Here is an 18,517-nt window from a genome sequence, read left to right as displayed (position 1 = left end):
CAAGACAAAAATTTCGATTCGGGATGAAATCGAATTACCAAAGACATTGTGAACAAAATTGATCAGCTTGGAGAGGAGGCGTACAGATGTAATTCTTTCCCCCATTTGTTAATCGTATGGACATACTTCATGCCGATTCGTTCAGCAACCTTAGCCGATGGCTTATTATTTATGTCTATTAATGAGATCATTTTCTTATTATTCATTTGTTCCAAACCATAGTTCTTACAAGCAAGTGCAGCTTCAGTAGCATATCCATTGCCCCATTCCTGTCTGACAAACAGATAGCCAATCTCCATTGAAAGGGCATCTTCTATTTCCTGAGGTACAATTCCACATTGTCCAAGAAAGTTGCCGGTTTCCTAATGTTCTACGATCCAAAGACCTACTCCGTATTTAACGTATCGATACATGTTCTTATCAATCCAATCGAGCGCTTGCTGCTCATTCTTCGTTGAAGAATAGTATTTCATCGCTTCATGATCAGAGAATATCTCCATTAATTTATTAATGTCATCCCGATTCATTTGTCTTAAACGTAATCGATCTGTGATTAGTACAGTATCGTTCATTGTGCGCCTCCAAATAAGAGCTTGCTTGCTTTAAGTAACTCAGAATAACGACAAGCACGGCTGTTACTAAGTAATTTTACTGAAAAATGAATTTATTGTAAATTTGAAAAAAGAAGCCAGGGTGCCGCATCGCGCGAGGTGGCACGGTATGAGGACGTTGGCAGAGTGCGAACGGCAATGAATTTCCTAAAAAGGGAAAATAATTACAGAAAAAGCTCCCAAAGTTGCCGCATCGCGCAAGGTGGCACGGTTTGATGGCGTTGGCAGAGAGCAACGGCAATAAATTTCCTGAAAAGCGAAATTAATTACCGAAAAAGCACCCAAAATTGCCGCATTGAGCTCAATAGAACGGTTAAAGGGCGTTGGCTGAATATGAGATGAGCCAAAAGGAAAAGGCTATTTCTTCAGCAGATATTATCTACTTTGAAATAGCCTTTTTTGTCGATAGCAATTTCCTAATAAATGATCGACTTACGATATGGATTTGGCGTGCAGATTACGTGGTTCAGCCTTAAACATTTCGAAATCACGAAGCAGCAGCTTTTTCCGATACACATATTCAAACAGGAATTCGAAAGCTTCCAAGTGGCGTTTCGCCTCGAAGCTGTTCGCACCCCATGCATAGATGCCATGATTGCTTAGCACGATGCCTGGGATTTGCGGATTGATTGCCTCTTCAACAAGCTCTGCGATCCTCGGAATCTCTGCAAAATTAGGCAGCACAGGGATTTCAATTCGAGCATCCTGCTCCCAAATATTGAATGCTTTGATTAGTTCGACTTTTTCGACTGGAATATAGCCTAGATCTTCATATAACTCTGAGATGATGTTGTTGTATACCGTATGTACGTGATAAATAGCGCCAGCACCCATTGTCCGATAAATTTCACAATGGATAAGTGTTTCTGCAGAAGGTTTCAAATGTGTTGTTTCCGTAGGACGACCATGCTGATCAACAAGTAAAAAATCTTCAGGCGTATGAACGGTTTTGTCTTTACCTGAAGCCGTCACAGCAAAAACGAAGTCGGATGGAGAGCCATACTCTACCATCACCGACAGATTACCGCTTGTTCCTGGGAACCAACCTCGATTTGCAAATAATACTTTGACGTCGTGCAATTCTGCGAAAGCACGTTGTTTACACTCTTGCGCTACTTCTAAACTCATCTTTCTAATCTTACCTCCAAACTTCCTATAATCTCATGAAAATTATCAAAAGGAATATATTCCAATTGGCTCTCCTTACATAAATCGATTAACTGGGCACGAGCATATATCGTATCCACAAGCTTAGCGCCAGCAAAATCAGTAACAGAATCTCCAATCAGAATTCGTGTATATTCAGAAGCCGGGTAAGAGCGGATGATGGTTGTTTTACACATTCCACAGTCATTATCGCAATTCGCATCACATGCATGAGGCCATAGGATTTCAATCGTATCTTCTTTAAAAGAAGAAGCATTGCAAAAGATTTGCTCGTGCGCAATGTCAAAAGGTTCAAGGATCGGGTAGAGGAAGAAATCAATTCCGCCCGATGTAATTAATAGAATAATGTTGTTTAGTTTACAATAATTAATGAATTCTGTAAATCCCTCGCGGATTACTGCGTTTTGGATGGAAAATTCTGTGATTTCCTTTTCCATATGACTAGGAAGTAATCGGAACATGGCGCCGACACCTTGACGAACGGAAATTTGGCGGCTAACGACTTGTTTCACAAGCTCTTTCCAGCCTGGAGGCTGGAAATGCTTCATAATCGCGACGATGTTGTCATTTGCAGTTATCGTACCGTCAAAATCACAAAAGATGACACGCTGCTTCTCTGTATGTTTAATTGAATCATGAGTAGATCGTGTAGTCGTTTCTAATGTCATTGTTTAACTCCCCATTGCTCGATCGCTGCTTTCAGCTCGGGATGGCTTAAAGCATAATCTTGTAGTGAGATACCTTGTGTCGTAGCGTCTATCGCTTGTCTGAAAGCTTGACCGCCAGCGATCGTGCCCATCGCATGTCCATGAATGCCACCGCCCGCGTTGACGATGACATCTGTTCCAAAGTCGCGCAGAATAAGCGGCACGAGTCCTGGATGGATGCCAGCCGAAGGAACAGGGAAGGAAGGAGCAAGCGATAATGCTGCATCATTGCTCGAATTGAATGAGAACAAGTAATCTTCTGACTTGTTCGTTAACAGTGCGTGCTGGATCGCCATGTTGTCAGCCTTCGGCATGACAACTGAACCGTATGGCGATGGGAACAGCACGATGTCAGCGCCGGCAAGCCGCATCAGCTTGCCGAGAAGCACAGACGCGCCGATGCCATGGTTCGGCGCGGGATAGAGCGCACCCGCCATCGCTGGGTGCGCCATGATCGGCACCGACACCTCTGGGTCGGTGGCAAGCTCGTGCAGGGCGTCGTACCCGTACGCCAGCACGTTGAACAGCAGCGCGTTCGCACCCGCGCTGATCGCTTTGCGCGCCTGCTCCGCGAGGCGCGCTGTGCTGCCGGTCAAGTTCGCTGCGTATAGCAGCTTTTGACCGGTACGTTCACTTGCCTGGTGCGCCGCCTCCAGGCAGACGCTAACCCGCTGCTCGATCGGCGTCAGCGGGTTCTCGAACAAGATCTCGTCGTCCTTGATCAGGTCGACGCCGCCAGCCGCTTGCAGGTAGAACTGCTCGCGAAGTCCAGCCAAATCATGGCCGATGACAGATTTGAAAATGCTCATAAGCAGTGGACGATTATGTACGCCTAACAAATCACGAACCCCTTGCATGCCAAACTTTGGCCCTGGGAATGCGCTAAGGAAGGAAGAGGAGAATTTCAGATCGATTAATTTGATCTGTCCATCCATCGATAGCTTCCCGAATACCGTTACGAGCAGGGCAGGGATATCACGGGAGAAGTTAACATCGGGATATGCAATGGCGATATCCGCATATCTCTTATCCACTGAATCGCCAGAAGGCTCGTGGATTTCGATAGATACAACGCGACCAAGATGCTTCTCCATCTCAGTCTTACGCGCCTCTGGTAAGTCAGTCCAGCTGCCGACGGTCAAGCCGACAGCTATACCTGTCGCTTTTTTCTCAAAATCAGCCTTATCATCATAGCAACGATAGGTTGCAACACAATATTCAATCATGTAGGATCACCTCGATAATTACGATTAGTCTGGAGAAGATATTATTTTAAGTTCATGCTCTTCACAATTTCTTCGCCCATTTCTTTTGAACGCTCTGTTGCACGAGCAATGGCATGTTGAATACCTTCACTGAATTGATACTGATTCAGCACCTCAATTGCTGCATTAGTCGTGCCTCCAGGGGAAGTGACTTTATGACGCAGTACATCTGGGGATTCGCCAGTCTCCTTCACCATATTAGCAGCACCGATCAAGGTTTGCATAGTCAAAGCAGTAGCGGCTTCTTGCGATAGTCCGCCATTCATTCCTGCTTTAACGAGCGCTTCCATTAAATAGTAGACGTATGCAGGACCGCTGCCAGATAGGCCAGTAACGATATCAAGCTCAGCTTCGTCAACTGTTGTAACAACGCCAATCGATTCAAATATATCAGATGCGATTTCCTTTTGTTGTTCACTAACTTGACTTGAGAAGCTAATGCCTGTCGCGCCAAGACCTATGGTTGCAGAGGTGTTCGGCATAGAGCGTACGATCGGCAGAGAGCGTTCAAGCAAGGCTTCTATCGTCTGAATCTTGACACCTGCAACAACGGAAATAATCAGCTGTTTTGGATTCAGAAGTGGTTTGATATTAGCCAAGGAATTCGCAATATCTTTGGGCTTCATCGCCAACACTAGAATATGAGCTTCTCTGATCATTCCAGCTTTATCTGCTTCTACCGCAGGGATCGCGACGCGATAACGTCTATGAAGCTCCTGTAACCGATCTTGGTTGGATTGATTCATGACAAAGACCATATGAGGCAATGCGATATTATGCCTAATAAGTCCGCGTATTAATGCTTCAGACATGGAACCGGCGCCAATTATGGCTATTCGAGCGTCTCGTAAGTTAGTGATCATCTTGTTGTTCTCCTTAACCGCGTATTTGTCCATTTCCGTAGATACGATATTTGGTCGATGTAAGAGCGGGCAGACCCATAGGTCCTCGCGCATGAAGCTTCTGTGTGGAGATGCCGATTTCTGCGCCAAAACCAAACTCAAAGCCATCGGTAAAACGAGTTGAAGCATTATGATAAACTGCCGCAGCATCGACTTGCTGCAGGAACTTCTCAGCATGAGCTGAATTTTCCGTTACAATGCACTCTGAATGCATCGTACTATGTGCTCTAATATGGTTTAGCGCTTCATCCAGTTCGTTGACAATTTTGATGTTAAGCGTATAATCGCCATACTCTGTATCCCAGTCCTCTTTCGTAGCAGGAATTACGGATGGCATGCGTTTTACCGTTTCTGGGCAACCGTGAAGCTCCACATTATTCTCCGTTAAGGCGTTGACGATTGCATCTAGGTGCTGATCGGCAAATGCTTGATGGATGAGCAAGGTTTCCATAGAATTGCATACCGAAGGTCGTTGAACCTTGGCGTTGATTGCAATAGAGATCGCCATGGATAGATCTGCGCTGGCATCGATGAACGTATGACAGATCCCAGCACCTGTTTCTATTACAGGGACAGTTGCATTTTTGACCACATTCTGAATAAGCGAATGTCCGCCACGTGGAATAAGCACATCAAGCAATCCGTTAAGCTTAAGCATTTCGTTAGCAGAGGAACGATCTGTATTGATAATCAATTGAAGGGCATCAGCAGGTAAATCAGACTTGCTTAATGCTTCATGCAGAACGGCTACGATCCGTTCATTCGAGCTAATGGCAGAAGAGCCGCCACGCAGTACAACAGCATTGCCTGTTTTGAGACAAAGTCCTGCTGCATCAACGGTTACGTTAGGTCGCGCCTCGTAAATAATCCCAATTACTCCAAGAGGAACACGGATTTTCTTAATATGTAGTCCATTTGGGCGGTCGAATGCTTCGAGAACGTCTCCAATTGGATCGGGCAGGTCTATAATTTGTAATAAACCTTCTGCCATCGCATCAATTCGTTCGCTATTAAGACGTAAGCGATCAAGCAGCGAGGTGCTTGTACCGTTCTCACGTCCACGCTCAAGATCCTTCTCATTCGCGCGAATAATGGAATCCTTATGCTCGATTAAGGCGTCTGCCATTAATTTAAGTGCGGTATTCTTTTGAAGGGTCGATAGATTGGCCAGCAGTGGAGTTGTTTCCTTCGCTAAGGTTGCTTTCTCAATCACTTCACTCATGAAATATCACTCCTCGATTATTTTATTTATTACAACGTAACCCATTCATCACGATGGATCACTTCAATCCGTGAAACTTCAATCCGTTTGCTCACTTCGTCTGTAGATAAACCCCCGACAGCTTGAAGCTGCCATGAAGCATAATTCGTTATACCACGGCCGATGATGACTTCATTCTCATCGATGACTTCCACGACATCTCCTGGGTGGAACTCGCCGCTTACTTGTTTTACGCCAACAGGCAGCAGGCTTTTGCCACCTTTTTGAAGTGCGAGAACGGCGCCATGATCAACTGTGATGGAGCCGTGGACGATGGAATGATAGCCAACCCATTGTTTTTTCATCGATAAATTATTCGAATTTGCATTTGGATCGAAGTAGGTGCCATGTCCGTGATCGTTAACGGCTTGGAGGAGATCACCTTGCTGCATCACTCTGCCGATAAATACAGATACGCCTCCGCGAGTCGCAATTCGCGCAGCTTCAACCTTCGAACGCATGCCGCCAGTACCGACTGCTGAACCAGAGCCGCCAGCAATCCGATAAATATCCTCCGTAATTTCAGTCACTCGATCGATTCGCGTAGCTTCCGGATTGCTGCGTGGGTTATCCGTATATAAACCATCAATGTCGGTTATGATCATGAGCTTCGAAGCTTTGACTAGGTTGCCCACAAGCGCAGACAAGGTATCGTTATCACCGAATTTTAGCTCATTGACCGATACGGTATCATTCTCATTAATAATGGGAATAAAGCCTCGTTTGAGCAATTCATCTATGGTCATAGACGCGTTATGCACGCGTTGACGACTTGTAAAATCATAGCGAGTAAGCAAAATTTGTGCTGCCCCGATCCCATGCTTGCTGAGCTTATCTTGATAAGCCTGCATCAGGAGAGCCTGCCCGACGGCTGCGGACGCTTGTTTCTCATGCAGCAGTTTGGGACGCGATTCAAATCCTAATGCGGTAAAACCTGCAGCCACCGCACCAGACGTAACAAGCAGCACTTGATAACCAGCCTGATATAAGCTGGCAAGTTCTTTGGCGAAGAAAGCCATTTGATCAACATTTAGCCCGCCTGTGTCTGAGGTGAGAGAAGAAGATCCAATTTTGACGACGATTCGATTAGCTTCCATGTTCATTTCTTTCTCCTTCTGTAAAAAAATTCATATGTAAAAAACAAAAAGACTTCCGTCCAGTAAAGGACGAAAGTCTGAGCTTCCGCGGTACCACCTTAATTGATGCATAACAGCGCATCCAACTTAAAACATTCCCAGGATAACAGCAGGGAGTACTGTTCAGCTCATCACTGACCGTTCAGGGGCGGGTTCGGAGAAGGCTATAGACGAGCTCTTCCAGACTAGGAGCTCATTCTCTGTACTTAGCGGCTTATTCCTACTATTCCCATCACTACGTTAATTATTTTATATAAAATACCACATAACCAAGGCCACTGTAAAGGTACATCCTCATTTGAATAATTGAAGATTGCCAATTCGGTTAATCGCTTCAGTAAGCCTTGCTTCATTAGCAAGTAGTGCGAGTCTCACATAGCCTTCGCCATGTTCACCAAAACCAACGCCAGGTGCTACGACGACCTTTGCTTCACGCAGAATAAGATCAGCAAAGCTTGCAGAGGTAAATCCTTGCGGCACAGGCAGCCAAGTGAAGAAGGAGCCTGCAGAAGGCTCAGCTTGCCAACCAATCGATTGTAGGGCATCAAACAACGCATTTCTGCGCTGCTCATACATTTGAACGAGTTCATGCACACAAGTTTGCGGACCCGTTAATGCCGTTGCAGCAGCTTCTTGAATACCGCCAAACAGGGAGCAGTAATAGTGATCCTGCATGAGATTGATAAGTTGAATGATTTTAGGGTTTCCGAGCGCAAATCCTACTCGCCATCCAGCCATATTATAAGTTTTGGATAACGTATAGAATTCAATTCCGACTTCCTTGGCACCAGGAACTTGCAGGAAGCTTACAGGCTTTTGGCCATCAAAGCCAATAGCTCCATAGGCAAAATCACTCGCTACGACAATTCCATGTTGATGTGCAAATTCTACTGTTTTTTGATAAAAGGAAAGTGGCGCTATCGCACCAGTTGGGTTGTTAGGATAGTTCAAGAACATAAGCTTTGCTTGATTAAGATCGGTCTGATGAATAGCGGAATAATCAGGCAAATAGTTATTATCCTGCGTTAAGGGCATAAAGCTCATGCGTGCGCCTGCTAGTGCAACACCTGACCAATAGTCGGGATACCCAGGGTCCGGAACTAAGCATACATCTCCAGGATTCAATAAGCATTGCGGCAATTCGATGAGCCCCGTTTTTCCTCCGAATATGACAGCGACTTCCGTATCAGGGTCAAGTGTAACGCCATAATCCTCCAAGTAGCGGGTAGCTACAGCCTCTTTTAGAAAACGAAAGCCAGAGAAGGGAGGGTATTTATGATACAGCGGGTTGCTTGCTGCATGCTGCATTGACTCCACAATATGAGGTGGTGTAGGTTGATCAGGGTTTCCTTGTCCTAGATTAATGACGTCATGTCCAGCTTGAATTTGTGCATTTGCTTTGGCAACAAGACTGGAGAAGAATTGCGTAGGCAATCCCATCATGCGATCAGCAGGCTGTATGTGAAAAGAACGCTTTAATTCTGGCATCGTAAAACTTCACACTCCGATAATAATTTTTCTTGTACATTGAACAATTGAATCTGAGTCATTGTAAATTTATCAAAAATTCGGTCTGCTGTATAGAATTTCATAGATTCTGATATTGACTCTGATGCGAAAGGGAATATAATGAACTTATTAGGTTTCATTAAATGATACTAAGTTTCATTAAATGAAACAATTAAAAGGGGATGTATCGATGCCTATTAATTTCCATGATCAGAATCTGCAGCGTTCTTATGCATTGCGAGAAGCAAATGAATCTTGGCGTAATTGGATTGAGGGCAAAATCAATCTTCAGGGGAAGAGCGTTCTTGACCTCGGCTGTGGGGGAGGTATTTATTCTAGAGCGCTAGCAGCTATGGGTGCTGCAGATGTACTTGGGATGGATTACTCGGAAAGCATGCTGGAAGGGGCAAGAAGTAATTTGCCCGCAGATCATCAAATTCGATATCAACAAGGAAATGCGCTTAGAACAGGGTTAAATGATGCTTCTTTCGATGTGATTCTGGAGCGTGCACTTATTCATCATGTGCAGGATCTTGATGTTTGTTTTACCGAAGCCTATCGATTGCTTAAGCCAGGCGGTCAATTGATCGTGCAGGATCGTACGCCTGAAGATTGCTTACTTCCAGGCAGCGCTTCACATATTCGAGGTTATTTTGCAGAGAGATTTCCGCATCTTGCGGCAGTTGAGGCAGAACGAAGGCATACGAGCGATCAAGTTTTGCGTTCTCTGCGTAAAGCAGGCTTCAAGAGCATTAACGAGGAGAAGTTATGGGAAGTAAGAAGAATTTATGAAGATCTTCAGGATTTAAGGCATGATTTGCTTGAACGAAGAGGGCGCTCCATTTTGCATGAATTAAATGATTCTGAACTGACAGAGATAGTTGAATATATTGAAGCGGAAATGATTAAGGTGAGCAGTAGGCCAATCGTGGAGCAAGACCGTTGGACTATTTGGTTCGCTGTAAAATAAGGGGGAGAATTGAATGCAATTTGAATTTATGGGGATTGATCACGTGCAGCTAGCTGCTCCTGCAGGATGTGAGGAGCAAGCAAGGAAGTTTTACGGGGAAAGGTTGGGACTGAAGGAAATTCCTAAACCAACAAAGTTATTAAGTCGTGGAGGTGTGTGGTTTGAATGTGGTCAGCAGCAAATTCATATTGGAGTTCAGGAACCGTTTCATCCCGCTAAAAAAGCTCATCCAGCATTTGTCATTGAACAGATTGAGCTGCTCAGAGATCATCTGATTAAAATGGGTATTCAGGTTCAAGATGATGATTCGATCGAACATGTCATCCGCTTTCATGTGGAGGATCCTTTTGGCAATCGATTGGAATTCATCGAACGAATATAAATTTATAGCAGACGTTTGAGGTAGCGGACATATTTGTCTATTTGATATGTGGAAGGCAGACGAATCGCAGTCTGTCTTTTTAAATTCAAATCGCGAATTACTGGGTATGGTATATGGAGAAGTGCAGCAAGTAAGTGACGATGTTCTCTAGGCAATGGTCGATAGTTCTCATAGTAATCAATGAACCGCAATGTCGTACTGCCATTCCATGCGAAGTTTCGATGCAAAATATGTGAAAGGTCAGTCATTCTTGTGAGATGCCGACAATTTTCAAAATCGATGAGATATAAATGATGATTGTACTTAACAAGGTTAGGATAATTATAATCGCCATGTGTAAAAGCGCCCGCTGCGGCTTCTTGTTGTAGCGCAGTTACGCTCTGCTCATCCCGAAGATAGAAGCTTGCTTGATCACACAAGTCTAGCAAAGGTTTAGCTTCATTGGTTGACAATTTAGTTTCTAGAATTTGTTTATACAAAGCAATTTTCTCAGACAGCTTATGCAGATGTTGTCTGGATGGAGGAATTATTTCTTTGGGCAGCCCTTCTGCATATTGATGGAATTTGGCGAGTGCTATAACTGCTTTTTTAATCGCACGTCTGTGATTAAAGTTAGGAGAGACCCCATTGACCCAATTCGTGAGCATGTAATAGGTATCCTTTATACGAAACCATGAGGTATCTGTGCGTGTAGGAAATATGATTGGTGCATAAGGGTAGTCTTTATTCTTTAAATGTGTAAACACTTGAGCGATAAAGTCCATATCCGCACTTGAAGTGTTGTAGCACTTGAGACATAGAATACCATTCTGCTTGGTGTGGAGTTTATATACATCTTTGACTGGCTCTATCTTGGTGATGGTTAAATTGTAAAATGTATTAATTTGTGTTTGATTCATTGTTTTACTGCCTCTCTTTAAGAGGTACTATTACGCCTTTGCCCACTCGTCAACCCAGTGAATGGCCTCCATTCGTTTCGACCAAGTATCGCGTACAATTTGAAATAAGGTGGATTTGCTCCCACGATTCGAATGCAATCCCAAATACCACACTTCACGAGGCAAGCGGAACAAAGCGGAAATAATCATTTTTTCCTGTTTATCAAGTGGTCGAAATTTTGTATATTCGGTGAGAAAAGCATTGATTTTTCCTGTGTTAAAAAGGGTTGTATTTGCTAATGCTCTTACAATCTCGTAATAAATGGATCCGACATAGCTGCATTCCCAATCAATCAAATAAAGTTGGTTGACACTATTGATAATATTCGGGATTGTGACATCGTTGTGCACAAGTGCAAGTCTTGCAAGCTTTAATTTACGAGCAGTGGAGGGTTGGTCTAGAATCTGACATGCCTCTTCTGCCATTAGTTTACAATGTGATCCAACAAGCTTAAACCATTTGCCTTGCTCGGTACGGTTATTCTGTAAGAAAGGAAGTCGGCGTAAAAATTTATGATTTTGAACTCGTAGTTGATTGACCTCTGCTAATACATTTCTCGGCTTCCAGTTTCTTATACGAATGCTTTTGGCGTGTAATGTAGCTAAGGCTTTGCCAACTCTCATGTAGTCTTGCTCGGCTTCTCCAAGCTGTTGTCCATCGATCCAGTCTGTCACATAGTAAAGCTTGTTATTTTTGCGAATCCACATCGTTCCTGCTAGGTTAGTACGCCAGGAAGGCATGTACGGGTATTGCTCATTCTCTAAACGTTTCATATAGGCAGTGATCCTGCGTAATTTAACTTCGCTTCCGATAAATGGCTTTATCAGGAACGTCCCTTGTTTAGTATCTGCCTTATATGCGGAGTTAGATTTATAAAAAGAAGCGCATGGTGTTAACTTCGTTATTTCAAGACCATAACTTCGGGCAACTTTACGGATTTGGGAGTTTACTTGTGAACGCATCATCATACGGCTCCAATCCTATACCGAAAATCGAAATACACATGAATCGAGTTTGTGATTATATGTATGTCAACGTGAATAGAAGGGTGTCATATGCGCGATTGCATGACTTCGCTGATGGTGTTGATAAATGCCTCGGCTGCTTTCGACAAGTATCTTTCTCTGCGATAAGCGATAACAAGTTTGCGTGTTGGTCTCATGGCTAAGTGAAGATTGACAGGTGAAATATCGCTATACGTTCGCTGTGAAATCATTGAAGGAACGAATGCAATCCCCATGCCGGCTGCGACAAGCGATAAGACGGTTTCCATATTGCTGCTTTCGAATACGACATTTGGCGTAAAGCCGGCTTCATTACATAACTCGTGTGTCATTTTACGCAATCCTTGGCCTCTTTTTAATGCGATAAAAGGTTCAGCTGCCAGTTCACTGACATCGATCATTGTGGATTTGCGTAATGCTAAAGGATGCTCGGGTGGAACTGTCAATACGATCTCTTCTTCATAAATCGTTTGGTATACAAGCTTTTCTTGCTGAAGCGGGAGCATGAGAAGCGAAATATCAGTCTCGCCACTTGCCGTCAACCCTTCTAAATTGGCGGATGTTTCTTCGATTAAAGTGATATCGATCTGAGGGAAACGCTTCTGGAAAACGGGTAATACGAGCGGCAGAATAGTTGCGCCTGTGATTGGCATGGAGCCGACGATCAGTTTCCCTTTTTTCATTTGCGATATATCTTCCATCTCTTGTCTGAGTCCGTCGACCATGCCAAGAATTTGCTGCGCTTTATCAATGAACAGCTGTCCTGCATGTGTTAATTCCACGGAGTTCGTGTTGCGGTGAAAAAGGAGGACGCCGATTTCTTTTTCCAATTTGGATAATTGCTGTGACAGGGAAGGTTGAGCGATGTGCAATTTCTCGGCAGCTCTTGAAAAGTTATGCTCTTTGGCAATTTGAACAGCGTATAACAGTTGCCTAAGTTCCATTGTGATTTGATTCTCCTTATTGTTTTTACCTATTAAGACTATAGATATTATATCTTGGAACAATGAATAAAGAAATGATAGGATGAAATCAAAGATTTGGAACATGGGGTGAAGGTAATGAGCAAAAAGACAATGTTCGAGAAAATTTGGGACAATCACGTTGTTCATCAAGAAGAGGGTAAGCCTAGCGTTATTTATATCGATTTACATTTGGTGCATGAAGTGACTTCTCCACAAGCATTTGAAGGTTTGCGCCTTGCAGGACGCAAAGTCCGCAGACCTGATTTAACATTTGCGACAATGGACCACAACGTACCTACAAAGGATCGCTTTAATATAAAAGATCCAATCTCCAAGCAGCAAATTGATACCTTATCACAAAACTGTGCTGATTTCGGCGTGAAGTGCTTTGATTTGAATTCAGCAGATCAAGGTGTTGTACACGTTATGGGTCCAGAGCTTGGACTAACACATCCAGGCAAAACGATCGTATGCGGTGACTCCCATACTTCAACACATGGCGCGTTCGGTGCGCTTGCATTTGGTATTGGTACAAGTGAGGTTGAACATGTACTCGCAACACAAACGTTGCAGCAAGCCAAAGCGAAGACGCTTGAAGTTCGCGTGAATGGATCGCTTAAACCAGGCGTAAAGGCCAAAGACTTGATTCTTGGAATCATTGCTAAATACGGTACTGACTTTGCTACAGGCTATGTAATTGAATATACTGGCGACGCAATCCGCAAGCTCTCGATGGAAGAGCGTATGACCGTATGCAACATGTCAATTGAAGCTGGTGCAAGAGCAGGTCTAATTGCGCCAGACGAAACTACTTTCAATTACTTGCGCGGTCGTGAATATGTGCCGCAAGGTGAGGCATTCGATCAAGCAGTTGAAGCTTGGAAGCTTCTATCTTCTGATGAAGGTGCAACTTATGATCTAGTATGTGATTTTGACGCTGACACGCTTGCGCCACAAGTAACTTGGGGAACAAGCCCAGGTATGGGTACAGATATTACAGCTGATGTACCGAATCCGGCTGATTTTGCAACAGAGAACGAGCGTAAAGCAGCTGAAAAAGCGCTTGAATATATGGGATTAACGCCTGGTACACCGATGAGTGACCTGAAGGTCGATCGAGTGTTCATCGGATCATGTACGAATGGTAGAATTGAAGATTTAAGAGCTGCGGCACAAGTTGCTAATGGCTACCAAGTTTCACCAACTGTGAATGCGATTGTCGTTCCTGGCTCTGGACGCGTCAAGGCGCAAGCAGAGAAGGAAGGTCTTGATCAAATATTCATTCAGGCAGGATTTGAATGGCGCGATGCGGGCTGCTCGATGTGCCTAGCGATGAATCCGGACGTCTTAAGCCCAGGTGAACGCTGTGCATCAACATCCAACCGTAACTTTGAAGGACGCCAAGGTCGTGGCGGCAGAACACATCTAGTTTCTCCAGAGATGGCAGTTGCTGCTGCAATCAAAGGACATTTCTATGATGTCCGCAATTGGGAATTTAAGGAGGCCAAATAACATGGAAGCTTTTAAACAATTAACAGGACTCGTTGCGCCAGTCGATCGTGTTAACGTCGATACAGACGCTATCATTCCAAAGCAATTTCTTAAGCGCATCGAGCGTACTGGATTTGGTCAATTTTTATTCTTTGAATGGCGTTTTGACGAGAGCGGCAACGTGATTCCTGATTTCGAATTGAACAAACCTCGTTATGCAGGTGCATCCGTTCTTATTTCCAGAGCGAATTTTGGCTGCGGATCATCACGTGAGCATGCGCCATGGGCGATTCTTGATTATGGTTTCAAAGTTGTCATTGCACCTTCTTATGCGGATATTTTCTATAATAACTGCTTTAAGAACGGTATTCTTCCGATCAAATTGTCAGAGGAGCAAGTAGAGGAACTATTCCAGCGTACAGCTCAATATGAAGGCTATCAGCTAAGTGTAGATTTGGAAGCTAAGCAGATTACAGATAATTATGGTCTATCTTACAGCTTCGATCTTGATGAACACCGTCGTCAATTCCTCCTACAAGGATTGGATGATATCGGTTTAACCTTGCAGCACGCGGATAAAATTGCCGCATATGAAGAGCAGCATCAGGCAAGAATTTCTTACGCTAAATAATCGTTTTCTTATGATAGGAAAATGATAGAAAAATTCAATCTATCTCTAGCTTACTAGAGATAGATTTTTTTGCATAACTTTTAATAATCTTTTGCTAGTTTTGTTGAAAAATAGGCTGAAACAATCTATGCTTTAAATAGATCTGAGAAATTTGCTAAAGACTGCAACTTTATGCAGTAGTTGTGCGTCTAACTTTATACTATTTTGGTGATATAGAATTTATAACATTCGTTTAATAAATTCTAAGTATCATCCTAAGAAACGCTCCGTCTATTAAAGACGGTGAAACCGTTTCTTCTTGCCATGGAATTAATAGAATCGATTTCATTACTCATATCAACGTGTTATTGATTCGCTTACATCATGTGCTAGACTATTCTATTTGATTTGAGGTGCGAGATGAAATTTAAGAAACTATTATTGTCTGCTATGTCAGTCATGATACTACTGCCAGCAAACAGTGTATTAGCTGCTAGTGAGCCTGCTGCTACAAAGACGAATTCAACTGTGACGCAGACTAAATCAGACACAGGATCACAGAAGAAGGCCGCTGAGCCGCAAATTACTCTAATTTTGGATGATCAGAAGCTGAATCCTCCAGTTCCCCCACGTTTCGTAGAGAATTATACATTCGTGCCGCTGCGTGTCATCGCAGAGCAATTTGATGCCAAGATCGAATGGAACAATGAGAAGAAGATGGCAGTCATCCAAAAAAAGGATAAAAAGATGACTCTATTTGTAGGAATGAAAAAGGTATACATAGACGGATTTGAGAGTGAACTTGAAGTAGCTCCAATCATTGATGCAGGAACTACGCTAGTTCCATTGCGATTTATAGGAGAACAATTCGGAGTGGAATTCAATTACGATAATGCAAGTAAGACTGTGTTTATGTTTACGGCTCCGATTATCGAACCGCCAGCAGAAGAATTGGATCCTGATGTAGACCCATCTAACCCAAATAATAATGACAATTCAACGAATAATGGGAATAAACCGGGTGAAGAACAAATAAAAACGACGACGTTAACTGGTATTGAGCTTAATGAGAATGGTATTATAGTTCAAACCAATGCCGACAAGCCTGCATATAAGTCATTCACAATGGACAACCCTTATCGTCTAGTCATTGATGTTGAGAATGCGGTTCTTGAACCTAAGCTTGCAGAAGCTGTCAAGAATTCGGAAGGAAAAATAGCCTCGAATCACCCGTTGATTGAACAAATTAGATACTCACAATTTAGTGATAATCCTGCAACCGTTCGTATCGTGCTTGATCTGAAGAAGGGTGCCAAACATTATCTAATTCCACAAACACCAGCTGGCCAACTCGCGTTTGAAATTACGAATTATACCATTCCAGCGCATAAAGTCGTCGTGATTGATGGGGTTAAGAAATATAATGTAGTATTAGATGCTGGTCATGGTGGTACAGATCCTGGTGCTAGCTCATATTCAGGTCGGACGGAGAAAGAATTCACATTCCCAATGATCATGAAGATTGGTGCCATACTTGAACGAGAAAAGCACTTGAATGTGTTATACACTAGAACGGACGACACGAAGATCGAGCTAGATGATCGAGCATCATTCGCTAATGATCATAATGCGGCTGTGTTTGTATCCTTACATGCGAATAAATTCGAGAAGCCTTCCGCCAATGGCGTTGAGACCTATTATTATCGGGATGATAGCATTAGCTTAGCAAGTGTCGTGCATGATTATTTGCTTAAGGCTAGTGGTTTAGTGGATCGCGGGGTTAAGAAGAACAACTACCGAGTCATTACCAAAACAACGATGCCAGCCGTTCTGATCGAAGCTGGTTTCCTTTCCAACCCGAATGACGAAGCTAAGCTATTCGATGAAGCATTCCAGAATAAATTAGCTCAAGCAATCGCTGACAGCATCATAGAGTTTACTGGAGTTAAGGAGGGTATCAAATGAATAAACTTGTAAAATGGGTTGTGTTAGTAGTAACAATTGCGTTAATATTAACAGGGTGTGGACAGAAGAATAAAGCTCTTGTGGGTGGCGCTCCAACTGAAACACCTGCGGTAGCAACTGAAACACCAACACCAACAACAACACCAATGCCGACACCTGAGCCAACGCCAACTCCAATTCCTGATCATACCAAAGAGGTTAAAGTTTTCTTTACGGACGATAATCTCGAGAAACTGATCGAAAAATCGGTGACGATTACCTATAAAGAGGATGCAGACATGTATCTGGCTGCATTTAATGCACTGAAGCAGAGTGATGATTCAACATTATTTTCTTTATTCCAAAAGGTTACGTTCAACAAGGTTGCATTGGACGGCGATGCTTTAAGAGTCGATCTAACATTGAATGAAGGTGCACAGCTTGGTTCGACTGGTGAATCATTTTTTGTTCAAGCATTGAGTAATGTAGCTTTTCAATTTCCTGAAGTTAAATCTCTGTATGTGACCCAAGACGGCAAGACGACGGAATCCTTGATGGGGCATGTCACATTGGAGTCTCCAATCACAAGATAAGGAGTTTAGAGGTTGAATGACTGGAACCAAAGTAAGGCATATTCTGGATACAATGGCAGATATGTTTCCCGATGCACATTGTGAACTTAACCATTCTAATCCATTCGAGCTTGTGATTGCTGTATTATTGTCTGCTCAATGTACTGATGAAACTGTCAATAAAGTGACCAAAGATTTATTTCAGAAATATAAACGCCCTGAAGATTATATCGCTGTTCCGCTTGAAGAGTTGGAACAGGATATTCGTAGGATCGGATTATTTCGAAATAAAGCTAAGCATATACAAAAGCTTTGCCATTTGCTGATAGAGAAGTATAATGGTGAAGTGCCTCATGAACATGCACAATTGGTTGAGTTACCTGGAGTCGGACGTAAAACCGCAAATGTCGTCGTTTCGAATGCTTTTGGTGTACCTGCTATTGCCGTCGATACACATGTCGAACGTGTGTCAAAGCGACTGGGACTAGCTGCTAAGGATGATTCTGTACTTGAAGTAGAGAAGAAGCTGATGCGTAAGGTACCTAAGAACGAATGGACGGAGACACATCATCGGTTGATTTTCTTTGGGAGATACCATTGCAAAGCGCAGAACCCAGCATGTGAGCTTTGCCCGCTGCTAGATAATTGCCGTGAAGGCAAGCAAAGAATGAAAATCACTGCGGGTAGGAAAACTATGGGCTAAGGCGCGACAACAGATAAAGGATGGGATGACAATGAAGTGTATCTCCGTGTATACTGGTGATTTCGGAGCATTCTCCGATATTTATGAACAAGTTATGCAAACTACGCTTGCAGACAACGAAGAGACAGAAATCGAAGGAATTACCGTTGCTGAAGCAGGAGAAGTTACAAGCGAATATGTAGATCGGATGAAAGAAAGATTAGATGTTGTTGTGATGAAGCAAAAAGAGCATGGCGTAACAATTCTTCAGCATGGCAGCGTATTTGAAATCATTATTCCCGAAACAAGTCCAGTAGCAAGCATGTAATTGCTGCTTCTTACAATAAGCTTTTGAACGAAGGACAATCATGTCCTGATGTTCAAAAGCTTATTTTCATTT

At 43.3% G+C, this 18,517-nt stretch carries 18 protein-coding genes and 1 pseudogene; 8 read left to right on the top strand and 11 right to left on the bottom strand.

Features of this window, described 5'->3' with window-relative positions; translation table 11 throughout:
- Nucleotides 1-62: 62 nt before the first annotated feature.
- The 8 genes and pseudogenes from E0485_RS02510 to E0485_RS02475 form a co-directional block, all read right to left on the bottom strand.
- A pseudogene (locus tag E0485_RS02510) lies at nt 63-572 on the bottom strand (GNAT family N-acetyltransferase).
- Nucleotides 573-1,043: 471 nt separating this feature from the next.
- Entirely contained in the window at nt 1,044-1,739 is a 696-nt protein-coding gene (gene mtnB / locus E0485_RS02505; protein ID WP_132416196.1) for a methylthioribulose 1-phosphate dehydratase, read from the bottom strand.
- Complete coding sequence (locus tag E0485_RS02500) at nt 1,736-2,446, bottom strand: 2-hydroxy-3-keto-5-methylthiopentenyl-1-phosphate phosphatase (protein ID WP_132416194.1); 711 nt, start codon at nt 2,444-2,446, stop codon at nt 1,736-1,738. Before E0485_RS02500 ends, mtnB begins: the two co-directional genes overlap by 4 nt.
- Complete coding sequence (locus tag E0485_RS02495; protein ID WP_132416192.1) at nt 2,443-3,711, bottom strand: 2,3-diketo-5-methylthiopentyl-1-phosphate enolase; 1,269 nt, start codon at nt 3,709-3,711, stop codon at nt 2,443-2,445. Before E0485_RS02495 ends, E0485_RS02500 begins: the two co-directional genes overlap by 4 nt.
- A gap of 41 nt (nt 3,712-3,752) precedes the next feature.
- Nucleotides 3,753-4,613: a pyrroline-5-carboxylate reductase gene (gene proC / locus E0485_RS02490; protein WP_132416189.1), complete on the bottom strand. Its 861-nt coding sequence runs from the start codon at nt 4,611-4,613 to the stop codon at nt 3,753-3,755.
- Between the two features lie 13 nt (nt 4,614-4,626).
- Nucleotides 4,627-5,874 carry a glutamate-5-semialdehyde dehydrogenase gene (locus E0485_RS02485; RefSeq protein WP_132416187.1) on the bottom strand — a complete coding sequence of 416 codons (1,248 nt, stop codon included), beginning with the start codon at nt 5,872-5,874 and terminating at the stop codon, nt 4,627-4,629.
- A 29-nt stretch (nt 5,875-5,903) separates the two neighbouring features.
- Entirely contained in the window at nt 5,904-7,016 is a 1,113-nt protein-coding gene (proB, locus tag E0485_RS02480; RefSeq protein ID WP_132416185.1) for a glutamate 5-kinase, read from the bottom strand.
- 327 nt (nt 7,017-7,343) lie between these two features.
- The gene (locus tag E0485_RS02475; RefSeq protein WP_132416183.1) at nt 7,344-8,537 is read right to left on the bottom strand and encodes a pyridoxal phosphate-dependent aminotransferase; all 1,194 of its coding nucleotides are present in this window, start codon (nt 8,535-8,537) and stop codon (nt 7,344-7,346) included.
- A gap of 211 nt (nt 8,538-8,748) precedes the next feature.
- Between E0485_RS02475 and E0485_RS02470 the strand changes: the two genes are divergently transcribed.
- Nucleotides 8,749-9,528, top strand: a complete 780-nt coding sequence (locus E0485_RS02470; RefSeq protein ID WP_132416181.1) for a class I SAM-dependent methyltransferase — start codon at nt 8,749-8,751, stop codon at nt 9,526-9,528.
- Nucleotides 9,529-9,541: 13 nt separating this feature from the next.
- Nucleotides 9,542-9,910 carry a VOC family protein gene (locus E0485_RS02465; protein WP_132416179.1) on the top strand — a complete coding sequence of 123 codons (369 nt, stop codon included), beginning with the start codon at nt 9,542-9,544 and terminating at the stop codon, nt 9,908-9,910.
- 2 nt (nt 9,911-9,912) lie between these two features.
- Here E0485_RS02465 and E0485_RS02460 read toward each other — a convergent pair whose 3' ends face one another.
- The 3 genes from E0485_RS02460 to E0485_RS02450 all read right to left on the bottom strand — a co-directional run bounded on the left by E0485_RS02460 (nt 9,913) and on the right by E0485_RS02450 (nt 12,797).
- On the bottom strand, nt 9,913-10,809 hold the full coding sequence (locus E0485_RS02460; protein WP_132416177.1) for a phosphotransferase: 897 nt from the start codon (nt 10,807-10,809) through the stop codon (nt 9,913-9,915).
- A 30-nt stretch (nt 10,810-10,839) separates the two neighbouring features.
- Nucleotides 10,840-11,817: a phosphotransferase gene (locus E0485_RS02455; RefSeq protein ID WP_132416175.1), complete on the bottom strand. Its 978-nt coding sequence runs from the start codon at nt 11,815-11,817 to the stop codon at nt 10,840-10,842.
- 83 nt (nt 11,818-11,900) lie between these two features.
- Nucleotides 11,901-12,797, bottom strand: a complete 897-nt coding sequence (locus E0485_RS02450) for a LysR family transcriptional regulator (protein WP_132416172.1) — start codon at nt 12,795-12,797, stop codon at nt 11,901-11,903.
- 117 nt (nt 12,798-12,914) lie between these two features.
- On the opposite strand from E0485_RS02450, the gene leuC reads away from it, so the two are divergent.
- The 6 genes from leuC to E0485_RS02420 all read left to right on the top strand — a co-directional run bounded on the left by leuC (nt 12,915) and on the right by E0485_RS02420 (nt 18,445).
- Nucleotides 12,915-14,330 carry a 3-isopropylmalate dehydratase large subunit gene (leuC, locus tag E0485_RS02445; protein WP_132416170.1) on the top strand — a complete coding sequence of 472 codons (1,416 nt, stop codon included), beginning with the start codon at nt 12,915-12,917 and terminating at the stop codon, nt 14,328-14,330.
- A gap of 1 nt (nt 14,331) precedes the next feature.
- A complete protein-coding gene (leuD, locus tag E0485_RS02440; protein ID WP_132416168.1) occupies nt 14,332-14,940 on the top strand; it encodes a 3-isopropylmalate dehydratase small subunit in 609 nt (202 codons plus the stop codon).
- A gap of 399 nt (nt 14,941-15,339) precedes the next feature.
- On the top strand, nt 15,340-16,884 hold the full coding sequence (locus tag E0485_RS02435; RefSeq protein WP_132416166.1) for an N-acetylmuramoyl-L-alanine amidase family protein: 1,545 nt from the start codon (nt 15,340-15,342) through the stop codon (nt 16,882-16,884).
- Nucleotides 16,881-17,456, top strand: coding sequence for a GerMN domain-containing protein (locus tag E0485_RS02430; protein ID WP_132416164.1), 576 nt, complete (start codon nt 16,881-16,883; stop codon nt 17,454-17,456). The genes E0485_RS02435 and E0485_RS02430 overlap by 4 nt, the downstream gene beginning before the upstream one ends.
- A gap of 16 nt (nt 17,457-17,472) precedes the next feature.
- Entirely contained in the window at nt 17,473-18,138 is a 666-nt protein-coding gene (nth, locus tag E0485_RS02425) for an endonuclease III (protein ID WP_132416162.1), read from the top strand.
- Between the two features lie 31 nt (nt 18,139-18,169).
- Nucleotides 18,170-18,445 (top strand): NAD/NADP transhydrogenase alpha subunit, encoded by a 276-nt coding sequence (locus E0485_RS02420; RefSeq protein WP_132416160.1) that lies wholly within the window; start codon nt 18,170-18,172, stop codon nt 18,443-18,445.
- Nucleotides 18,446-18,517: the final 72 nt, after the last annotated feature.

It is taken from the genome of Paenibacillus albiflavus (assembly GCF_004344915.1).
Classification (GTDB): Bacteria; Bacillota; Bacilli; order Paenibacillales; family NBRC-103111; genus Paenibacillus_AM; species Paenibacillus_AM albiflavus.
The sequence above is the reverse complement of the archived record's forward strand: the minus strand, read 5'-3'. Positions and strand labels throughout refer to the sequence as shown.